An 18434-nucleotide genomic window follows, 5' to 3' on the forward strand; every position below is an offset into this window, starting at 1 on the left:
CTCTCGTCCCATCTTACCCGAGTTGCCAGCGCAACATAGCCGACCAGGGCGCTTTTTCGTTTTCGCCACGCCCCTCGTGGGCTACAATCTGCCCCACATTTTGCAAAGGATCCGACTCCAGTGTTTGGTGACAAGTTTTATAAGCGACTGGCCGAGCTACAGCCTTGGCAACAGACCGTCTACACCCTGGCGCTGGCAGAGCGCATGTACCCCAACTATGCCCTGTTCAGCCAGGCTTCCGGTTTTGGCAATGCAGATGCCTTCCGGCACGCGCTGGATCAGATGTGGAACTATCTGACCGTCAAGGGCTCACGTGTCAATCTGGGAGCCATTCTCGAAGAGTTAGAAGCCCATATCCCGGATCCCCGCAAGTTTGAATCCTACGGCGCCTATCCGGCGCTGGATGCCTGTGTGGCACTGGGCTGCGCCTACAACTCGGTGATCTGCCGGGTTGGCGAAGAGGCCAACGATGCCAGCCATGCCTCCGTTGGCACTGTGGCCGGTTTTATCGAGCTGCTGGAGGAGCGGGATCTGACAGAAGAGGAGCTCTACGAGCACGAGTACATGGAGGCCGAGCTGGAGTTTCAGGTCGAGTTGCTCAAGCGGGTTGCCCATGAGCGCGACAGCGATCGTATCCTGGCTATCAGAGCATTCGCCTCTCAGGATGGCGTCTCCAATATCGGTATCAGCCTGGAAGAGTAATTATCTCCGGTGCCTGATAGACAAAAGCTCCCGGTCGGGAGCTTTTTTTATGTCTGTCATTCTGTGGCTGTTTAAGCTTGCTCTTCGGTCAGGGGTCTGACGCTCAGCACCGGGGCAGCGTCGATTTCATCTGCATTCATCATGGTGGAGATGCGTTGCAGGGAGGAGAGCAGCAGGGTCTGTTCCCACGCTTCCAGCGCCTGAAAACGCTGGATGAAGCGCTCTTGCAGCGGGGTCGGGGCCTGGGCCAGCAGGGCGCGGCCTGCGTCAGTCAGTGTCGCGTGAACCTTGCGCTTGTCGGTATTGCTGCGAACGCGCTGCACCAGTTGACGGCTCTCCAATCGGTCCATGATGGTAGTGGCGGTGGCCTGGCTCATGTTGGTGTGATCGGCCAGCTGACGCATGGAGATCTGTCCCAGCTCGTCGATCCCTTTTAGCAGCAATAGTTGCGGGGAAGTGAGCCCGGCTTCTTTGATCAAGCGCCTGGAGTGCATGTCGATGGCACGAATAATCTGGCGCAGGGCGACCAGCACTTCATCATGTTTTTCCATTGGGTGTGCGTCATTGGAAGGCTATGGAGAGGAGCAAAATTTTCCGCCTAATTCGTCACAAGGTCAATATGGTTTTTGATGTAATAATTTCTGCTCTAACTAATTCTGTGTTAGGTTGACGGGCATTTCACGGAATTCACCCTGACATTTGAGGAGCGAAATGATGAATGACGAGCTGGATATCAAGTCTCTGGTGGCCGAGTTACGTGTGGTCAGAGTGCGCTATGAACTGCCGGATACCTCGGCTTTTGTGCGCTATCAGCCTGCCTATGATGAAGACCCCAACAACCTCAAAGTACACCACTATGATGGTGAGTTACCCCTCTCTTGCAGTGAGACAGGTACTTTCAACCTAAAGGAGTTGGTGAATGAATTGCGCTACGCCTATGTGCTGGTGCACCTCTTTCCTGACGAAAGTGCCATGAACTTCTATCTGACCGGCCTCGATACCGGCCTGGCCCAGCTGGAGTTCATCGGTGGCTCTTACGACTTCAACCGCCTTTGGATCACCAGCGGTGTCTCCAATCTGGGTGTCCCCATGGCCATCTTCCTCGGCAAGCGTCACGCCGTGAACGGCCAGCCCTCGGTTTCGCTGGTAGATCACCGCGAACAGGCGGCTGGCAAACTGGTCTATCGCGCCATCGGCGGTGCCGGTGATCATGTGGGCGAAGACTTTTTCAACAACGACTAAGGAGGCTGGATGCGAGCAAGCAAAGGGCTATTGAAAGGCCTCAACCCGACCATGGCCATGACGGCCCTCACCGTGATCACCCTGTTTTTGCTGTTTGGCGTATTTGTTCCCGATACCGCGGCCGCCTGGTTTGTCGGTGCCAAGGATCAGATTATTGCCGGGTTCAAGTGGTACTACATTCTGGTGGTCGCCCTGTTCCTGTTCTTCGCTGTCTACCTGATGTTCAGCCGTTTTGGCAGCATCCGGCTGGGTGACGACGACCAGGTACCGGAGTTCGGCTACTTCGCCTGGTTCTCCATGCTCTTTAGTGCGGGCATGGGGATCGGTCTGGTGTTCTGGAGCATCGCCGAGCCGATGAATCATCTGCAGGGCAATCCGTTCATTACCGAAGGGATGACCCCGGAGGCGGCCCAGATCGCCATGCGCCTCACCTTTTTCCATTGGGGCCTGCACCCCTGGGCCATCTATGTGATCGTCGGCCTGTCACTGGCCTTTTTCAGCTACCGGCGCAAGTTGCCGCTGGCGATCCGCTCCGTGCTCTACCCCATCCTTGGCGAGCGGATTTACGGTTTTTGGGGCCATGCGGCCGATGTGCTGGCCGTGTTCGGCACCGTCTTCGGGGTGGCGACCTCCCTTGGTCTGGGGGTCTCCCAGATGAATACCGGCCTCAACCAGATGTTTGGTATGGCGGTATCGCAGTCCAACCAGCTCTGGCTGATTGGTGGCATCAGCCTGATCGCCACCCTCTCGGCGGTCTCCGGGGTCGGGCGCGGAGTGAAGATCCTCTCCGAGCTCAATATCTGGTTGAGCGTGTTCGTGCTCGCACTCTTTCTGGTGCTGGGGCCGACCACCTATATCCTCAACGCCTATGTGCAGAACATCGGTGATTACCTGCAGAACATCGTCAAACTGAGCTTCTGGACCAACACCGAGGCCAACGGCACCTCGGCCTGGCAGTCGAGCTGGACGGCGTTTTACTGGGGCTGGTGGATTGCCTGGGCGCCGTTTGTCGGCATGTTTATCGCCCGTATCTCCAAGGGGCGTACCATTCGCGAGTTTGTGCTAGGTGTGCTGCTGGTACCCTCGCTGCTCGGCATGTTCTGGCTCACCGTGTTTGGCGGCACGGCGATGAATCTGGAGCTGTTTGGCGGTGGCGGCGTGGTCGCTGCGGTCAATCAGGATGTGACGCTGGCGCTCTACAAGACGGTCGAGCTGCTGCACTGGGATACCTTCGGCTGGATCACCAAGGCCGTGCTGACCCTACTCATCTGCACCTACTTCATCACCTCCAGTGATTCGGGCACGCTGGTCATCACCACACTGCTCTCCATCGGTGATCAGGAGCCGCCGGTGCTGCACCGCGCCGTATGGGGTCTGGGGCAGGGGCTGGTCGCTGCGATTTTGCTGGTCTCTGGCGGTCTTGCTGCCCTGCAGGCGGCCAGCATCATAGCCGCGCTGCCCTTCTCGGTGATCATGCTGGCCATGTGTTATTCGCTGATGCTGGGGCTTAAACAGGAGAGCCAGCGCCAGTTCGAGTATCGTCAGAACCTCAAGCGCCACGATGGCTCATCCCATATGAGCCTGATGGAGCGAATTGGTCCTGCATAACGGCACCAGCAGGGGTTAGCGTCCCCTCACATATCAATCTGGATGCAAAACGGCCGCCCTGGCGATGCTCTCCTTGCGGAGCTCATCATCAGGGCGGCCGTCTGTTATGGGGCCGAGGTTACTCCTCGATAAAGGTCCACTCATCCTTGATGCGGCTAATGGCATCGGTCCGCTTTTTGGCCAGCTGCTCCTTGATCTCTTCTCCCTTGTAACCGGCCGCCACTATCTCTTTCACCGGCACCGCCTGGGCGGCAGCCAGCGCTTCTGCCACATAGTCCGGCTCGGCGTAGACCCGCTCCTCGAAACCTGTGCGGCCGTGGAAGTCGGCGCGGCAGGCATCCAGCAGCTGGGCAAAGCGCTCGGGGCGACGCCAGGCATCAGCCTTGTCGAACACCTTGAGCAGGGTGGCGGGCTTGAGCTCAAAGGCGATATGGATGTGGGTGTGCAGATCGCTCACCAGCAGCGCCAGATCCCGGCACTCATTGGGTACCCGGAACCGCTCGCACAGAGCGCGAATAAGCGGCAGCCCTTTCTGGCCGTGACCGTGATGGCTTGGCCAGAACTCCTTGGGGGTTACTCCCTTGCCAAGGTCGTGGCAGAGGGCAGCAAAGCGGACGGTCAGCTCGGGGGAGATCCGGCACGCCTGCTCCAGCACCATCAGGGTGTGGATGCCGGTGTCGATCTCCGGGTGCCACTTGGCCGGGGCGGGGACGCCGAACAGAGCGTCGATTTCGGGGAAGAGTGCCTTGAGGGCGCCGCACTGGCGCAGCACCTCGATAAAGATCTGCGGGGTTGGCCCCAGCAGCACTTTTTCCAGCTCCTTCCAGACCCGCTCTGGCGTGAGGTGGGCCAGCTCGCCAGCGGCCGTCATCTCGCTCATCAGGGCGAGGGTCTCCGGCGCTATGGTAAAGCCCTGAGCGTGGAAGCGGGCGGCGAAGCGGGCGACCCGCAAGATGCGCAGCGGGTCTTCGGCAAAGGCAGGAGAGACGTGGCGCAGCAGCCGCTTTTCCAAATCCTCGATGCCACCGTAGGGATCGTGGAGCTGGCCCTGATCATCTTCGGCGATGGCGTTGATGGTGAGATCCCGGCGCAGCAGATCCTGTTCCAGCGTCACATCGGGGGCGGCGTGGCAGACAAAGCCGGTGTAGCCCTGACCCTGTTTGCGTTCGGTACGGGCGAGGGCATACTCCTGCTGGGTTTTGGGGTGAAGAAATACCGGAAAGTCACGACCGACCTGGGTAAACCCCAGCGCCAGCATCTGCTCCACGGTGGCGCCGACCACCAGATGATCCCTGTCGCCCTGCGGCAATCCCAGCAGGCGATCCCGCACTGCGCCCCCAACCAGATAAGTCTGCAAACCGTCTCTCCCGTCATCAATCGTGGGCCCGAGTATATCGTCTTTGTTACCGCTTTGCTGCCTGACCACCACCTGCCCGCAGCGCCAGTCAGCGCGGCTTTGACTTGGGCGTGACGAGGCCTTACGCTGCCGCACCAGACAGCTGGCGTGCCGGATGACTTTATGCCCGCGCAGGCCAGATGAGCCGAAGGAACCGCAGAGTTCCCCATATATCAACGACATGAGAACAACGTGAATCAATCAACCTTCGCAAGCAGGGTTCTGGAGTGGTACCAGCTTCATGGCCGCAAAACCCTGCCCTGGCAGCAGGAGAAGACCCCTTACCGGGTCTGGGTCTCGGAGATCATGCTGCAGCAGACTCAGGTCGCTACCGTGATCCCCTATTACCAACGTTTTATGGCACGCTTCCCCGATGTGGTGGCACTGGCTGATGCCCCCGTCGACGAGGTGCTGCACCACTGGACCGGGCTTGGCTACTATGCCCGGGCCCGCAATCTGCACAAGGCGGCCCAGCAGATCCGCGATCACCACCACGGCCTCTTTCCCGAGCGCTTTGACGAGGTGGTGGCGCTGCCGGGCATTGGTCGCTCAACCGCCGGGGCCGTGTTGTCGCTCTCTCTTGGTCAGCCTCACGCCATCCTTGATGGCAACGTGAAGCGGGTGCTCACCCGCTGGCTGGCGCTGCCGGGCTGGCCGGGCCAAAAACAGGTGGAGAATGAGCTGTGGGAGATCGCCATCCGGCTCACTCCCAAGCTGGGTGTGGCGCAATACAATCAGGCGATGATGGATATCGGGGCGACAATCTGCACCCGCAGCAAGCCTGCCTGTGATCGCTGTCCGGTGCGGACCGATTGCCAGGGGCTGTCGCAAGGCAAGCCCACCGCTTATCCCAACAGCAAGCCGAAGAAGAGCATTCCGGCTCGCGATGGCATCATGCTGCTGATCCGTCACGGCGATGAGCTGCTGCTGGAGAAGCGGCCGCCGCAGGGGATCTGGGGCGGGCTCTACTGCTTCCCGCAGGTGGCTTCGCTGGCGGAGGTGGATGGTCTGCTGGCGTCCCTTGGCCTGAGCCATCACGGCTATCGGGAACTGGCCGGTTTTCGCCATACATTCAGCCACTTCCATCTCGATATTCGGCCGCTGCTGATTGACATTGATGAGGCGCAGCCGCTGCGGCTCATGGAAGCAGATAACCGACTCTGGTATAACTTACGCCATCCTGCCGAGGTGGGGCTGGCGGCCGCCACGGCCCGTCTGCTCGCCTATCCAGAGTTACAACCATAGAGGTCAACATGAGCCGTACTGTATTTTGCCAACGCCTGAAAAAAGAGGGCCCGGGTCTGGATTTCCAACTCTATCCCGGTGAGCTCGGCAAGCGAATTTTTGACAACATCAGCAAGGAAGCCTGGGCCGAGTGGCAGAAGAAGCAGGTGATGCTGATCAACGAGAAAAAGCTCAACATGATGAATCTTGAGCATCGCCAACTGCTGGAAAAAGAGATGGTCAGCTATCTGTTTGATGCAGGTGAAGTGCAGATCGAAGGTTACACCCCGCCTGCCCAGTAAGCTCTCCGGCTGTTGTACGTGTGAACAGGTGCGGTAATGGCGCCACACTGGCGTGACCGCTCCTGAAGTCGCAGCAAATGAATGATGGGCAGCTCTGCTGCCCGGTTTGAGGATCCTATGGGCCGAATTTTTTGGCTGCTGTGCACCCTGCTGTTTCTCTCTGCCTGCTCATCCTCCCCCAAGCCCAGCGGGAGTGAGGATGACGATCTGGTCAACGGCAAGGATATCCGCGGTTTTGAACATATGATCAGCGCGCTCTCCCATAACGTGAACGAGATATGGGGGCGGGAGGCGCTGTTTGCGGGCAAGTTTGACTACGTAAAATACACGGATCAGTACAAGAGCCGGGCCCACATCGACTTCTCCAGCGGCCACATCATGGTGGAGACGGTCTCGGGCATCGATCCCCGCGCTCACCTGCGTCGCGCCATCATCGAGACTCTGCTGACGCCGGACGATCCGGCCGAAGTGGATCTTTACTCCGACCGGGAAATTCTGACCGGCGGCGAGCCCTTCCTCTACGGTCAGGTGCTGGACAATCAGCGCCAGCCAATCCGCGCCTCCTGGCGCGCCGAGCGTTATGCCGATTACCTGCTCAACACGGCGATGAAGAAGCGCACTCTGGGTATTCGCACCATCTTCTTCGTCGATATACCCATGGTGGCCAACCATGAAGATCGACGGGGCTACAAGTATGCGGGGATCATCCGGGAAGCGTCGCGCAAATACGGCGTGCCGGAGAGCCTGATCTATGCGGTGATCAAGACCGAGAGCAGCTTCAACCCCTATGCGGTGAGTCATGCCAACGCTTATGGCCTGATGCAGGTGATCCCGGCCACCGCGGGTCGTGACGTCTATGTTCGGGTCAAGGGTAAGAACGGCCAGCCGACCCGGGAGGAGCTGTTCAACCCGGCCTACAACATCGATGTCGGTACCGCCTATCTGCACCTGTTGCAGACCGTCTATCTGGCGGATATTCAGGATCCGCGCTCCCGTCGCTATGCGGTGATCTCCGCCTATAACGGTGGTGCGGGCGGGGTACTCAATACCTTCTCCAGCGATCGCAAGGCGGCGCCGGGCCGGATCAACCGGCTCTCCCCCGAGGCGGTCTATCAGGTGTTGACCGAGCAGCATCCCAAAGAGGAGGCGCGCCGTTACCTCTACAAGGTCAATCAGGCCGAGAAAGGGTTCAAGAGAGCCTTTGCCAGTCGGGCCGGTTAAGCGGTGACGCTGGGTTAACCATGCAAAAGGGCGCTTGATATCAAGCGCCCTTTTAACGTCTGGCCCGTTCGTCGTTGAAGTGGCCTTATTTGGCAATAAAGCCGCCCTTGGTCTGCGGGGCCGCGCCCACTTTCTCCAGGGTTTTCACTTCCACTTCGGTTTTGTTCCAGCTGTGGTCCACTTCACCATGGATGCGGATCTGATCATCCGGGCCCACTTCGGTGCCACGCCACACATCCTGATCCACTTCGACCTCCACTTCACCGCTGGCATCGCGGAACAGATAGTTCTCGCCGCCCAGGTGCTTGACCAGTTTCCCTTCCAGAGTGGCCCAGCTGTCATCGGCCAGATCTTTCAGTTGAGCAACGGAAACCTTGTTCTGCTCTTGCGGGCCGGTATAGGCCGCCATGGCAAAAGAGGAGACAGACATCAGGGTCAACAGTCCGATTACGCTTGCGCTTGCCTTGTTCATTTCATACTCCTGTCGTTGGTATGAGGGCATTGTGCCGGGGGGGGCGTGAAACAAGCGTGAAAGAAATAGGCTGGTGTGATTGTCTGTTTTGTGAGCGCAAGCGATTTCATCGGTGGCGGAACATGTGTGATTTCATCTGGAACTGTAATCTGTCGCCTTCACCAGAAGTCAGTGGCAGCAGACTCTTCCCATGCCTGTCGCCACTCGAGGAGAAGTCCGCAGGTCTCACCTGCTTAATCGAAGAGCATAACAATATGAAAAAATGGCTTGTTTGTTTATTGGGGTTAATGGCATTGACCGCGCAAGCGGCAGAGGGACGCCAACCTTTTTCCCGGGTTGTGATGTTTGGTGACAGCCTCTCCGACACCGGCAAGATGTACAAAAAGATGCGGGGGTATCTCCCCTCCAGCCCACCCTACTTCAATGGGCGCTTCAGCAACGGCCCGGTGTGGCTGGAGCAGTTGGGTGACGAGCGTTTCCCCGGTCTGGTCGTGGCCAACGAGGCGGAAGGCGGTGCGACCGCGGTGGCCTATAACCATCTGGGGGCTCTGAACGGCTGGCTCGGTTTCTGGTCCTGGGATCCCAAATATCAGGTGATCAACAACCTCGATTACGAGATCGATCAGTTCCTGAAAAAGGACAAGTTCCGCCCCGATGATCTGGTGGTGATCTGGGTCGGTGCCAACGACTATCTGGCCTATGGCTGGAACAGCGAGCGGGATGCGGATCGGGTGATCGATACCATCCGGCTGGCATCCAACCGGTTGGTGCTCAACGGCGCGCAGCAGATCCTGCTGTTCAACATTCCTGATCTGGGGCAGACCCCGTCAGCCCGCAGCATGAAGGTGGTGGAGAAGGTGCGCCATGTGGCCAGCTACCACAACCAGAAGTTGCAGAACCTCACTCGCGAGCTGGCTCCCCTTGGCATCGTGAAGCTGTTCGAAGTGGACAAGCAGTTTGATGAGATGATGCGCGATCCTCAGCAGTTCGGGCTGAGTGACACAGAACACGCCTGCTACGGTGGCGGCTATACCTGGAAGCCATTCTCCGGCAGCGCCGCCGAGGTGGCTGCGACCCCGGCTTTAAGTGTCTCCGAAAGAGTGGCTATTGCCGGTAACCCGATCCTGGCGCAGGCGGTGGTGAGCGGGCAGGCAAAAGGGCGAGCAGCGACTCTCAACTGCGATGAGCATATGTTCTGGGATCAGGTGCATCCGACCAGGACGGTGCACAAGGTATTGAGCCAGCGAGTCGCTGATTTTATCGATCAGCACTACGAGTTTATCCATCGCTGATACATGCAAGGGCTGGCGGAGGCTGGCCCTTTTCTCACCCGTCAGTCTGGGTAGAACGCTCGTTTTGCGACATTGTACGCTCAAATAACAGACGCTTGTTGCTGTTTTTGTAACAAGTTTGCGTTACAGTGTTTTTTGTTAATTGATATCAGGGACTTGAAAATAGGCTAACGTTTATCTGCAGTGATCGCTTTTGGGCGATTGCGCCTAGAAGACGAGTTGATATCAATCAACCTCCTCCTACACAAAGTTGCAGAGGCTCAGATATGAAAAAATCATTGATTACCTTGCTGGTTACCGGCTTGCTGGCGGCCAATGCCCAGGCGGCCGGTCAGGACAACACCTGGTATGGTGGTGCCAAACTGGGTTGGTCCAACTTCTACGGCATTGATGAAAGCAATGCCCTGACGCTTGGCAATGAGACCAACGATGCCCTGGGTGCGGGTGTGTTCGGCGGCTATCAGATCAACAAAAATCTGGGGCTGGAGCTGGGTTACGACTACCTGGGCAATTACAAATACGATGCGACTACGGCGGCAGGCGCTTTCAGTGATGAAGTGAAAGCACAGCTGGCCCAACTGACCCTGAAACTGGGTTTCCCGGTTACCGATAATCTGGATCTGTATGGTCGTGTCGGTGGCGGTTATGGCTGGGCTGATACCAAGAGCGATCTCTACAAGGATGACAGCCGCTTTGTCATGGTCGGTGCTCTGGGTGCCGAGTATGCGTTTAACCTCGACTGGGCTGCTCGCCTAGAGTACCAGTACACCACCCCGTATGGCAGCCGTGATGATACCGGCCTGAGAATGGATAACGGCTTGCTGTCGTTGGCAGCGGTTTATCGCTTTGGTCAGGTTGCCCCCGTGGCACCCGCTCCGGCACCAGCCCCGGCTCCCGAGCCTGTGATGGTCGAGAAGCAGTTCACCCTGAGCTCTGATGTGCTGTTTGACTTCAACAAGGCGACCCTCAAGCCAGAGGCCAGTCAGGCTCTGGATAGCCTCTACAGCCAGATTGAAGAGGCTCGACCCAAAGATGGCGTGGCAACCGTAATTGGTCACACCGACCGTATCGGTTCCGATGCCTACAACCAGAAACTCTCTGAGCAGCGTGCCCAGACCGTCGCCAACTATCTGGTTGGTAAAGGGATCCCGGCCGCCAAGATCAATGTGGAAGGGCGTGGTAAATCCTCACCGGTTACCGGCGACAGCTGCGTCAGCAAGTCCAAGCGTGAGCTGATCGTCTGCCTGGCTCCGGATCGCCGTGTTGATGTGAAAGTCGAAGGTGTCAGCGAGGTGCAGGAGTAATCTTTCACACTGAGCAGCTCTCCACAGGGGCTGGAATTAACAGCCCCTGTTGGAGCAAGAGAGGCCAAAAAGCCAGTCAGTTGAGCTGACTGGCTTTTTACATTGGCATTGCGGTCGGACAGAGGACAAATCAGGAAGGGAGCGGCATCACCCGGTTGCGCCCCAGCTCCTTGGCCTTGTAGAGCAGCTTGTCGGTACGTTCGACCAGACAGTCTGCACTCTCCTGACCGTTGAACTCGCCCACGCCAAACGAGGCGGTGATGTGGTCGATGCGGCGGCCAGATTTGCGATCCAGAATCGACATCCGCTCTATGGAACGGCGCATGCTCTCTGCCATTTGCCTAGCCAGTGCCAGCGAGCGATGGGGAACCAGCATGGCAAACTCTTCCCCACCCAGCCGATAGGCGGTGACCCCCTCCTTGCAGGCATCGCGCAGCCGTTTGCTAAAGGCACGCAGCACCTGATCGCCGAGCAGGTGACCGTACTCGTCGTTGAAATTTTTGAACCGATCGATATCGGCGAGGATCAGTGAAAAGGGGTGCTGACTGCGGATCAACCCCTCCAGCTCCAGATCGAAGGCGCGGCGGTTGAGCAGGTTGGTGAGTGCATCCTCGTTGGCCAGTTTGCGGGTTTCGTTGAGCGCGGCACGCAGCTCCTTGATCTCCTTCTCGGCATTGCTGAGCTGGCTGCGAAAGTGCATGGTGGACATGCGTACATCCCGCGATTCGCGCACCAAGTCTCGCAAGATGCCCATGGTATCTTCCAGGCTCAGCCCCTCATCGTCGATCTTACTTAACTTGTCGAAGCTCTTGTCGAGCATCTCCTGAAACATACCGGTATCGGAGATGGCATCCTGCATGGAGTGGCCGAGCTCGTTGGCCATGGCTGCAAGGTTGAGCTTCATCGCCTCCATCTGCTGTTCGTCCTGCGCAGCCAGATATTGGTGATAGAGGCGCTCGCAGGTAGTGAGCGAGCAGGTTCCCTGCAGTTTGATGGCTTGATCGATCGCCTGGTTGAGTTCGGGCATGCTGGCCGAGACATAGTTGTACCACAGGTGGTAGTTGTCCGGCGTAGTTGGGATTTGGTACTTGATCATCAGGGGAACTGCCTGTTTGAGATAGGCGGCGGATTGGGCAAATGTGTCCTTACTCATGAGTTCTGTGTCTCATCATGCCAGCGAACTGAAGATAGTATGACAGAGAGATTGGCCAAAAGGCAGCCGATGGATGCCATTCGCCCCCCCCTCCGATATAATGGCACCGTTACCACCTACCCTAAGGCCTGCTTATGTCTCAAAAAGATCCTTTCCTCGAACGCGAGGCCGAAAAATACGATAACCCCATCGCCAGTCGCGAGTTGATCCTGGAACTCATCAAGGGCCATGAAAAGCCCATGTCCCGTGAAGAGTTGGCCAAGGTCCTCAAGCTGAAAGATGAAGAGCCGTTGGAAGCCTTGCGTCGTCGTCTGCGCGCCATGGAGCGTGATGGACAACTGGTATTCACTCGCAACCAATGTTATGCCCTGCCGGATCGCCTGAATCTGGTCAAAGGTTATGTAATCGGCCACAAGGATGGCTTCGGTTTTCTGCGTCCGGAAGGTGGTGGTCCGGATCTGTATCTGAACAACCGAGAGATGCAACGCCTGATGCATGGCGATTACGTGCTGGTGCAGCCGACCGAGATCGACCGCAAGGGTCGTCAGGAAGCGCGTCTGGTGCGCCTGCTCAAGTCCCGTGAGGCAGACATTGTCGGCCGTTACTTCGTCGAGAATGGCGTTGGTTTCGTGGTGCCGGATGACAGCCGTATCGGCCAGGACATCATCATCCCGGAAGGGGAAAACAAAGGGGCTCGTCAGAGCCAGGTCGTGGTTGTGCGCATCAACCAGCGCGCCACCTCCCGTATCAATGCCGTCGGCACCGTACTGGAAGTGCTGGGCGAGAACATGGCGCCGGGCATGGAGATCGAAATTGCCCTGCGTACCCACGGCATTCCGCACACCTGGCCGGAGGAGGTGACCAAAGAGGTTGCCGGTCTCGGCGAGCAGGTGCCGGAGAAAGCCAAAGAGGGCCGCATCGACCTGCGCGCCCTGCCGCTGGTGACCATCGACGGCGAAGATGCCCGCGACTTCGATGACGCCGTCTTCTGTGAAGCCAAACGCGGTGGTGGCTGGCGTCTGTGGGTTGCCATTGCTGACGTCTCCGCTTACGTTAAGCCCGGCACGGCGCTGGATGCCGAAGCGTATCAGCGTGGCAACTCCGTCTACTTCCCCGAGTTTGTGGTGCCCATGTTGCCTGAGGTGCTCTCCAACGGCTTGTGTTCCCTGAACCCGCAAGTTGACCGCCTCTGCATGGTGTGCGAGATGACCATCTCCGCCGCTGGCCGCATGTCCGGCTACAAGTTCTACGAAGCGGTAATGAATTCTCACGCCCGTCTGACCTACACCAAGGTTGCCGCGATCCTCGATGGCGATCCCAAGCTGCGCCAGCAGTATGATCCGCTGGTGGGCCATATCGAGGAGCTGAACAACCTCTACAAGGCGCTCAAGCATGCCCGTCATCAGCGCGGTGCGGTGGAGTTCGAGAGCGAGGAGACTCGCTTCATCTTCAACGCCCAGCGCAAGATCGACCGCATCGTGCCGCTGGTGCGCAACGATGCCCACAAGATCATCGAAGAGTGCATGATCCAGGCGAACGTGGCTGCTGCCCGTTACATCGAGAAGAACGAAGCCTTTGCCCTGTTCCGGGTGCACGACCGTCCGGGCGAAGAGCGTCTGACCGGTTTCCGCGATTTTCTGGCCGAACTGGGTCTGGAGCTCAAGGGCGGACTCGAGCCCGAGCCGAAAGACTTTGCCGAGCTGGCTGCCAAGTTTGAGGGGCGCCCGGATGCGGAGCTGCTCTCCACCATGCTGCTGCGCTCCATGCGTCAGGCCATCTATCAGGCCGACAACATCGGTCACTTCGGTCTGGCGTTGAAGTCCTATGCGCACTTCACCTCGCCGATCCGTCGCTACCCCGACCTCATCCTGCACCGCGCGATCAAGTACCAGACTGCCAAGGAGCAGCAGGCCAACCTGCGCCACAAGTGGACCCCGAGCGGTGGTTACCACTACCAGCTGGAAGAAGTGGATCCGATGGGCGAGCACTGCTCCATGACCGAGCGCCGTGCCGACGATGCCACTCGCGATGTGGCCGACTGGCTCAAGTGCGAGTACATGCTGGATCACGTGGGTGACGAGTTTGACGGCGTTATCGCCAGCGTCACCGGCTTTGGTTTCTTCGTCCGTTTGGCGGAGATCCACATCGACGGTCTGGTGCACGTCAGCACCCTCACCAACGACTACTACCAGTTTGATCCCCTGCACATGCAGCTGATTGGCGAGAACTTCCGCCGTCGCTACCGTCTGGGCGACAAGGTGCGGGTCAAGGTGATGGGCGTGAACCTGGATGATCGCAAGATCGACTTCGTGATGGTGGAAGAGCCGCTCAAGGCCACCGGCAAGAACGCCAAAGAGATGGCGCGCAAGCAGGCCGAGATCAAGAAAGAGAAGGCCAAGAGCGCCGAGCGCCACGAAAAGCGCAAGGAGAAAGGGGGCAAGGACCACGGTAAACCCGCCAAGGGTGGCCGTGCCAAACCCAGCAACAGACGACCGGGCAAAAAAGCTCACGATAAGGCCAAGAGCACTAAATGAGTACTGAACTGATCTACGGCATTCACGCTGTATCCGCGCTGCTGGAGCGCACTCCCGAGCGCTTTATCGAAGTGTGGGCCCTCAAGGGGCGGGATGACGACCGGCTGCAACCCCTGCTGGCTGAGCTGGAGTCCCTCGGCTTGCGCGTGCAGAGCGTGAACCGCAAGACCCTTGATGACAAAGCGGAAGGCAACAATCACCAGGGCATCATGGCCCGGGTGAAAGAGGCGCCGAAGCTGGCCGAGCACGATCTGGCCAGCCTGCTGGACGAGTTGGCGGCACAACAGAGCCAGCCCTTCCTGCTGGTGCTGGATGGCGTGACCGATCCGCACAACCTCGGCGCCTGCCTGCGCAGCGCCGATGCCGCCGGGGCTCATGCGGTGATCGTGCCGCGCGACAAGGCCACGGGTCTCACCCCGATTGTGCGCAAGGTCGCCTGTGGCGCGGCCGAAGTGGTGCCGCTGATTCAGGTCACCAACCTGGCCCGTACCCTGCGCGAGCTGCAGGAGCGCGGTGTCTGGATCGTCGGCACCGCTGGCGAGGCCGATCACGACCTCTATCAGGCCAAACTGACCGGCCCGATGGCGCTGGTGATGGGTGCTGAAGGTAAAGGCATGCGTCGTCTGACCCGAGAACATTGCGACGAGCTGGTGAGCATCCCGATGGCGGGGGCGGTATCCAGCCTCAACGTCTCGGTGGCGACCGGCGTTTGCCTGTTTGAAGCTGTGCGTCAGCGTCGCTGTTAATCATGCTGACTGACAGACCCCCCTTCGATTGGGCGCAGGTCGCAGATAGAGAGGAGGCCGCGCGCCTCCTCTCTTTTGCCCGCCCGCTGACCCTCCGCCCGAAAAGCTGCCTCTGGCACGCCGGCGACAGCCCGGATCTGCTGGTCAGGGTGGAGCAGGGGCTGCTGCGGGCCAAGCTGGTGCTGGAGGATGGCCGCGAGTACATCAAGGAGTTCTACTGGGAGGGGGACGAGTTTCTCGACTTCCACCACCTGCTTAGTGGCGAGCCAGCCCGCTACAGCGTGGAGGCGCTGGAGTCTTGCCGTCTGCAGCTGTTCAGTCTGGCCGACCTGCGCCAGCTGCCCGGCTGGCCGCGCTGGTATCAGCACTTGCTGGAGGTGCAGTTGCGCATCAAGGAGGAGAAGGAGCTGTTGCTGCTCACCGGCAGCCCGCAGGCGCGCTATCAGCACTTTCTCGACAGTTTTCCCGCGCTCGATGCCAGAGTGCCCGACCACCAGATCGCCGCCTATCTCGGCATTACCCCCATCAGCCTGAGCCGCATTCGCAAACGGCTGAAAGAACTTAACAAAGGTTAATGCAGGGCGCTGGCGCCACGATTATGCTGGCAGGCCGAACTGATAAGGAGTTGCCGATGAACTGGATCCTGAAACCCTGGTCTGAACTGACCACAGACGAGTTGTATGAGTTGCTGGCGCTGCGGGCCGAGGTGTTCGTGGTGGAGCAGACCTGCCCCTTTCAGGATCTGGACGGGCTCGATCGCCGCGAAGGGGTCTGGCACCTGCTCGGCTATCAGGGCGATCTGCTGGCCGCCTATGCACGGATCATGGCGCCCGGTATCGGCGATGAGAGCGGCGCCGCCATCGGTCGGGTGGTAACTTCACCCAAGGCGCGCGGCGGTGGTCTCGGTCACCAGCTGATCGGCGAGGCGGTCAAGGCGTGTGAGGCACGCTGGCCGACCCACAGCATCTGGCTGGGGGCGCAGGCCCATCTGCAGGGCTTCTATGGCCAGCACGGTTTTGTGGCGGAAGGGGAAGGCTATCTCGAAGATGATATCCCCCATATGGGAATGCGCAGAGTGGCGGCATAACCACTCGTCAGAGTGATGCAGAATGCAGAAGGGCTATCCCGCGGGATGGCCCTTCTCTTTATCGCCAGGCGATCACTTCTTCTTTTTCTTCTTGGCGGACTTCTTCTTGTCGACCGGCTTTTTCTTCTTCACCGGTACCCGCGCCTCTTTATGTTTCGGGCGCAGCTCGTCGATCACCCGGCGCTTGAGGCGCTCTTCGGTGTAGCGCTCGATCTTGGCGACCATCGCCATGTCGTGGGCCTCCACCAGGCTGATGGCGCAGCCACGATTGCCGGCGCGGCCGGTACGGCCGATACGGTGAACGTAAACGTCGGCGCCGTAGGGCATGTCGTAGTTGATGACATGGCTGACGTTCGGCAGGTCGATGCCACGGGCGGCGACGTCGGTGGCGATCAGGAAGGGCACTTCCCCTTCGTGGAACTTGCGGATCGACTCGATACGCTTGCTCTGCTCCATCTCGCCACGGATCCAGGCGCAGGAGATACCTGCAGCCTGCAGCTGGCCGGAGAGCTCCGCCAGACGCTCGCGAGTCTTGACGAAGATGATGGCTTTCTGGGTTTCCGGATCTTTCAGGATATGGGTCAGCAGCGCCAGCTTGTGGGTGGCGTCATCGGCCAGATGGATCCACTGGGTGATGGGGCGACGTTCGCTGCGGGGCGGCTCGGCGTGCAGCTCCACCGGATCCTTGAGGATCTCGTTGGCGAACTTCTCAAGGCCGGCCCCTTCCAGGGTGGCGGAGAAGAGCATGGTGTGCTTGCGGTAGCGCGCTTCGGCCACGATGCGGTTCACATCCTTGATAAAGCCCATGTCCAGCATGCGGTCCGCTTCATCCAGCACCAGCACTTCGATGTCGTGGCTCTCGAACTCCTCTTTCTCGATGTACTCGAGCAGACGGCCCGGGGTGGCCACCACTATGTCGGTGGTCTTGGTCAGGGCAGGCAGCTGCTCTTCATGGCTGACGCCGCCGATGATGGTTTCGATGCTGAGGTTGGTATGGGCCGCCAGCGCCTTGGCGTGGGCGGTCACCTGCAGCGCCAGCTCGCGGGTCGGGGTCAGGATCAGCATGCGGCAGGGGCCCGGCTTGCGGCGCGGGAAGTCCAGCAGGTGCTGGAGTGCCGGCAGCAGGAAGGAGGCTGTCTTGCCGGTACCGGTCGGAGCGGATGCCAGAATATCGCGGCCGTCCAGGGCTGGCTCCAGCACCATCTGCTGGATGGTGGTGGGGCGGGTGAATCCCATCTCGGCCAAGGCCCGGTTGAGGGCTGGGTGCAGGTCGAAATCATCAAAGGACTGGCTCATGGCAATACTCGGTCATTAAGGAAACGGCAGATTATAGGCGATTATCTCGTCGGCTCCTATTGGTGAGTGTGTCTTAGCCGCTATAATCGCCCACCATTTTTGCAGATGACGGGGGCCAGATGGGACGTAGTCGCGGATTTACCTTCAAACAGTTCCATATCAATCACGATCGCTGCGCCATGAAGGTGGGTACCGATGGCATTTTGCTCGGTGCCTGGGCGCCGGTCGAACAGGCGCGTCGAGTGCTCGATATCGGCACCGGCAGCGGCCTGATCGCCCTGATGCTGGCCCAGCGCAGCAGATCTGACTGCCGTCTTGATGCGGTCGAGCTGGATATTAATGCGGCCAGCCAGGCGCGGGAGAATGCGGCGTCCTCTCCTTGGGCAGATCGGGTGACCATCATAGAGAGTGCCATTCAGGATTATCAGGCCGCCCCTTACGATCTTGTCGTCTCCAACCCTCCCTATTTCGTGGCAGGCCAGTCATTTAGCGATCCGGCGCGGGCGTTGGCCCGCCATACCGGCGCCCTCGACAGCCCCGCATTACTGGCGGCCTGCAATCGTTTGTTGAGCCCGAACGGGCAGGTGGCGCTGGTGCTGCCGACGGCGATGGCCGATGAAATTTTATGCATTTCGGCGAATTATGATCTGCATGGCATTTGTTATACAGCTGTTATCACCAGAGAGGGTAAAGAGGCAAATCGTGTTTTATTGCTACTTGGCAGAGGATTAAACAGGTGTGAGAGGGGTGAAATTGTGATCCATTCTGCTGATGGGGCCTATTCCGACAGATATATCCAACTGACCAACCCCTTCTATTTGAAGATGTAAATTTCGTCTTGAACTATTTTTTCAC

18 protein-coding genes are annotated in these 18434 nt (G+C 59.0%); 13 read left to right on the top strand and 5 right to left on the bottom strand.

Annotated features, from left to right (window positions below; translation table 11 throughout):
• The first annotated feature begins 120 nt into the window (after positions 1-120).
• Positions 121-702: a YjaG family protein gene (locus G5229_RS14015; protein WP_216952088.1), complete on the top strand. Its 582-nt coding sequence runs from the start codon at positions 121-123 to the stop codon at positions 700-702.
• A 71-nt stretch (positions 703-773) separates the two neighbouring features.
• Here G5229_RS14015 and G5229_RS14020 read toward each other — a convergent pair whose 3' ends face one another.
• Entirely contained in the window at positions 774-1253 is a 480-nt protein-coding gene (locus G5229_RS14020; protein WP_216952087.1) for a MarR family winged helix-turn-helix transcriptional regulator, read from the bottom strand.
• 163 nt (positions 1254-1416) lie between these two features.
• Between G5229_RS14020 and G5229_RS14025 the strand changes: the two genes are divergently transcribed.
• Both G5229_RS14025 and G5229_RS14030 read left to right on the top strand, forming a co-directional pair.
• Positions 1417-1944: a hypothetical protein gene (locus tag G5229_RS14025; protein WP_069526903.1), complete on the top strand. Its 528-nt coding sequence runs from the start codon at positions 1417-1419 to the stop codon at positions 1942-1944.
• A gap of 9 nt (positions 1945-1953) precedes the next feature.
• Complete coding sequence (locus tag G5229_RS14030) at positions 1954-3552, top strand: BCCT family transporter (RefSeq protein WP_421209349.1); 1599 nt, start codon at positions 1954-1956, stop codon at positions 3550-3552.
• Positions 3553-3670: 118 nt separating this feature from the next.
• Here the strand turns inward: G5229_RS14030 and G5229_RS14035 are convergent, their stop codons facing one another.
• Complete coding sequence (locus tag G5229_RS14035; protein WP_113739852.1) at positions 3671-4909, bottom strand: multifunctional CCA addition/repair protein; 1239 nt, start codon at positions 4907-4909, stop codon at positions 3671-3673.
• A 231-nt stretch (positions 4910-5140) separates the two neighbouring features.
• Here G5229_RS14035 and mutY point away from each other — a divergent pair, with 231 nt between their 5' ends.
• The 3 genes from mutY to mltC all read left to right on the top strand — a co-directional run bounded on the left by mutY (position 5141) and on the right by mltC (position 7695).
• Positions 5141-6193, top strand: a complete 1053-nt coding sequence (gene mutY / locus G5229_RS14040; RefSeq protein ID WP_421209352.1) for an A/G-specific adenine glycosylase — start codon at positions 5141-5143, stop codon at positions 6191-6193.
• Between the two features lie 8 nt (positions 6194-6201).
• A complete protein-coding gene (locus G5229_RS14045) occupies positions 6202-6474 on the top strand; it encodes an oxidative damage protection protein (protein ID WP_005335828.1) in 273 nt (90 codons plus the stop codon).
• A 117-nt stretch (positions 6475-6591) separates the two neighbouring features.
• Complete coding sequence (gene mltC / locus G5229_RS14050) at positions 6592-7695, top strand: membrane-bound lytic murein transglycosylase MltC (protein ID WP_005354839.1); 1104 nt, start codon at positions 6592-6594, stop codon at positions 7693-7695.
• A gap of 85 nt (positions 7696-7780) precedes the next feature.
• On the opposite strand, the gene G5229_RS14055 is transcribed toward mltC, so the two are convergent.
• Positions 7781-8167 (bottom strand): YgiW/YdeI family stress tolerance OB fold protein, encoded by a 387-nt coding sequence (locus G5229_RS14055; protein WP_263085375.1) that lies wholly within the window; start codon positions 8165-8167, stop codon positions 7781-7783.
• 254 nt (positions 8168-8421) lie between these two features.
• Here G5229_RS14055 and G5229_RS14060 point away from each other — a divergent pair, with 254 nt between their 5' ends.
• Positions 8422-9459, top strand: coding sequence for an SGNH/GDSL hydrolase family protein (locus tag G5229_RS14060; RefSeq protein ID WP_263085376.1), 1038 nt, complete (start codon positions 8422-8424; stop codon positions 9457-9459).
• A gap of 266 nt (positions 9460-9725) precedes the next feature.
• Positions 9726-10763 (top strand): porin OmpA, encoded by a 1038-nt coding sequence (gene ompA, locus G5229_RS14065; protein WP_227341426.1) that lies wholly within the window; start codon positions 9726-9728, stop codon positions 10761-10763.
• Positions 10764-10893: 130 nt separating this feature from the next.
• Here the strand turns inward: ompA and G5229_RS14070 are convergent, their stop codons facing one another.
• Positions 10894-11916, bottom strand: a complete 1023-nt coding sequence (locus tag G5229_RS14070; protein WP_005343157.1) for a GGDEF domain-containing protein — start codon at positions 11914-11916, stop codon at positions 10894-10896.
• A gap of 134 nt (positions 11917-12050) precedes the next feature.
• On the opposite strand from G5229_RS14070, the gene rnr reads away from it, so the two are divergent.
• Genes rnr through G5229_RS14090 form a run of 4 tightly spaced genes read left to right on the top strand, consistent with a single transcriptional unit; the run spans position 12051 to position 16283 of the window.
• The gene (gene rnr, locus G5229_RS14075) at positions 12051-14450 is read left to right on the top strand and encodes a ribonuclease R (protein WP_421206179.1); all 2400 of its coding nucleotides are present in this window, start codon (positions 12051-12053) and stop codon (positions 14448-14450) included.
• Positions 14447-15196 carry a 23S rRNA (guanosine(2251)-2'-O)-methyltransferase RlmB gene (gene rlmB / locus G5229_RS14080; RefSeq protein WP_421209354.1) on the top strand — a complete coding sequence of 250 codons (750 nt, stop codon included), beginning with the start codon at positions 14447-14449 and terminating at the stop codon, positions 15194-15196. Before rnr ends, rlmB begins: the two co-directional genes overlap by 4 nt.
• 2 nt (positions 15197-15198) lie before the next feature.
• Entirely contained in the window at positions 15199-15771 is a 573-nt protein-coding gene (locus tag G5229_RS14085) for a Crp/Fnr family transcriptional regulator (RefSeq protein ID WP_266135397.1), read from the top strand.
• A gap of 56 nt (positions 15772-15827) precedes the next feature.
• The gene (locus G5229_RS14090) at positions 15828-16283 is read left to right on the top strand and encodes a GNAT family N-acetyltransferase (protein ID WP_266135398.1); all 456 of its coding nucleotides are present in this window, start codon (positions 15828-15830) and stop codon (positions 16281-16283) included.
• A 72-nt stretch (positions 16284-16355) separates the two neighbouring features.
• Here G5229_RS14090 and srmB read toward each other — a convergent pair whose 3' ends face one another.
• Complete coding sequence (gene srmB, locus G5229_RS14095; protein WP_058059701.1) at positions 16356-17579, bottom strand: ATP-dependent RNA helicase SrmB; 1224 nt, start codon at positions 17577-17579, stop codon at positions 16356-16358.
• Positions 17580-17698: 119 nt separating this feature from the next.
• Between srmB and G5229_RS14100 the strand changes: the two genes are divergently transcribed.
• Positions 17699-18409: a tRNA1(Val) (adenine(37)-N6)-methyltransferase gene (locus G5229_RS14100; protein WP_266135399.1), complete on the top strand. Its 711-nt coding sequence runs from the start codon at positions 17699-17701 to the stop codon at positions 18407-18409.
• Positions 18410-18434 lie beyond the last annotated feature (25 nt).

The organism is Aeromonas sp. 602396, from assembly GCF_049173735.1.
Lineage (GTDB): Bacteria > Pseudomonadota > Gammaproteobacteria > Enterobacterales > Aeromonadaceae > Aeromonas > Aeromonas veronii_A.

Coding starts and splice junctions, on each gene's coding strand:
- G5229_RS14070 (WP_005343157.1), bottom strand. CDS start 11,916: ATGAGTAAGGACACATTTGCCCAATCCGCCGCCTATCTCAAACAGGCA.
- G5229_RS14060 (WP_263085376.1), top strand. CDS start 8,422: ATGAAAAAATGGCTTGTTTGTTTATTGGGGTTAATGGCATTGACCGCG.
- G5229_RS14090 (WP_266135398.1), top strand. CDS start 15,828: ATGAACTGGATCCTGAAACCCTGGTCTGAACTGACCACAGACGAGTTG.
- G5229_RS14030 (WP_421209349.1), top strand. CDS start 1,954: ATGCGAGCAAGCAAAGGGCTATTGAAAGGCCTCAACCCGACCATGGCC.
- G5229_RS14055 (WP_263085375.1), bottom strand. CDS start 8,167: ATGAACAAGGCAAGCGCAAGCGTAATCGGACTGTTGACCCTGATGTCT.
- rlmB (WP_421209354.1), top strand. CDS start 14,447: ATGAGTACTGAACTGATCTACGGCATTCACGCTGTATCCGCGCTGCTG.
- G5229_RS14020 (WP_216952087.1), bottom strand. CDS start 1,253: ATGGAAAAACATGATGAAGTGCTGGTCGCCCTGCGCCAGATTATTCGT.
- G5229_RS14085 (WP_266135397.1), top strand. CDS start 15,199: ATGCTGACTGACAGACCCCCCTTCGATTGGGCGCAGGTCGCAGATAGA.
- mltC (WP_005354839.1), top strand. CDS start 6,592: ATGGGCCGAATTTTTTGGCTGCTGTGCACCCTGCTGTTTCTCTCTGCC.
- G5229_RS14025 (WP_069526903.1), top strand. CDS start 1,417: ATGAATGACGAGCTGGATATCAAGTCTCTGGTGGCCGAGTTACGTGTG.
- rnr (WP_421206179.1), top strand. CDS start 12,051: ATGTCTCAAAAAGATCCTTTCCTCGAACGCGAGGCCGAAAAATACGAT.
- G5229_RS14045 (WP_005335828.1), top strand. CDS start 6,202: ATGAGCCGTACTGTATTTTGCCAACGCCTGAAAAAAGAGGGCCCGGGT.
- ompA (WP_227341426.1), top strand. CDS start 9,726: ATGAAAAAATCATTGATTACCTTGCTGGTTACCGGCTTGCTGGCGGCC.
- srmB (WP_058059701.1), bottom strand. CDS start 17,579: ATGAGCCAGTCCTTTGATGATTTCGACCTGCACCCAGCCCTCAACCGG.
- G5229_RS14100 (WP_266135399.1), top strand. CDS start 17,699: ATGGGACGTAGTCGCGGATTTACCTTCAAACAGTTCCATATCAATCAC.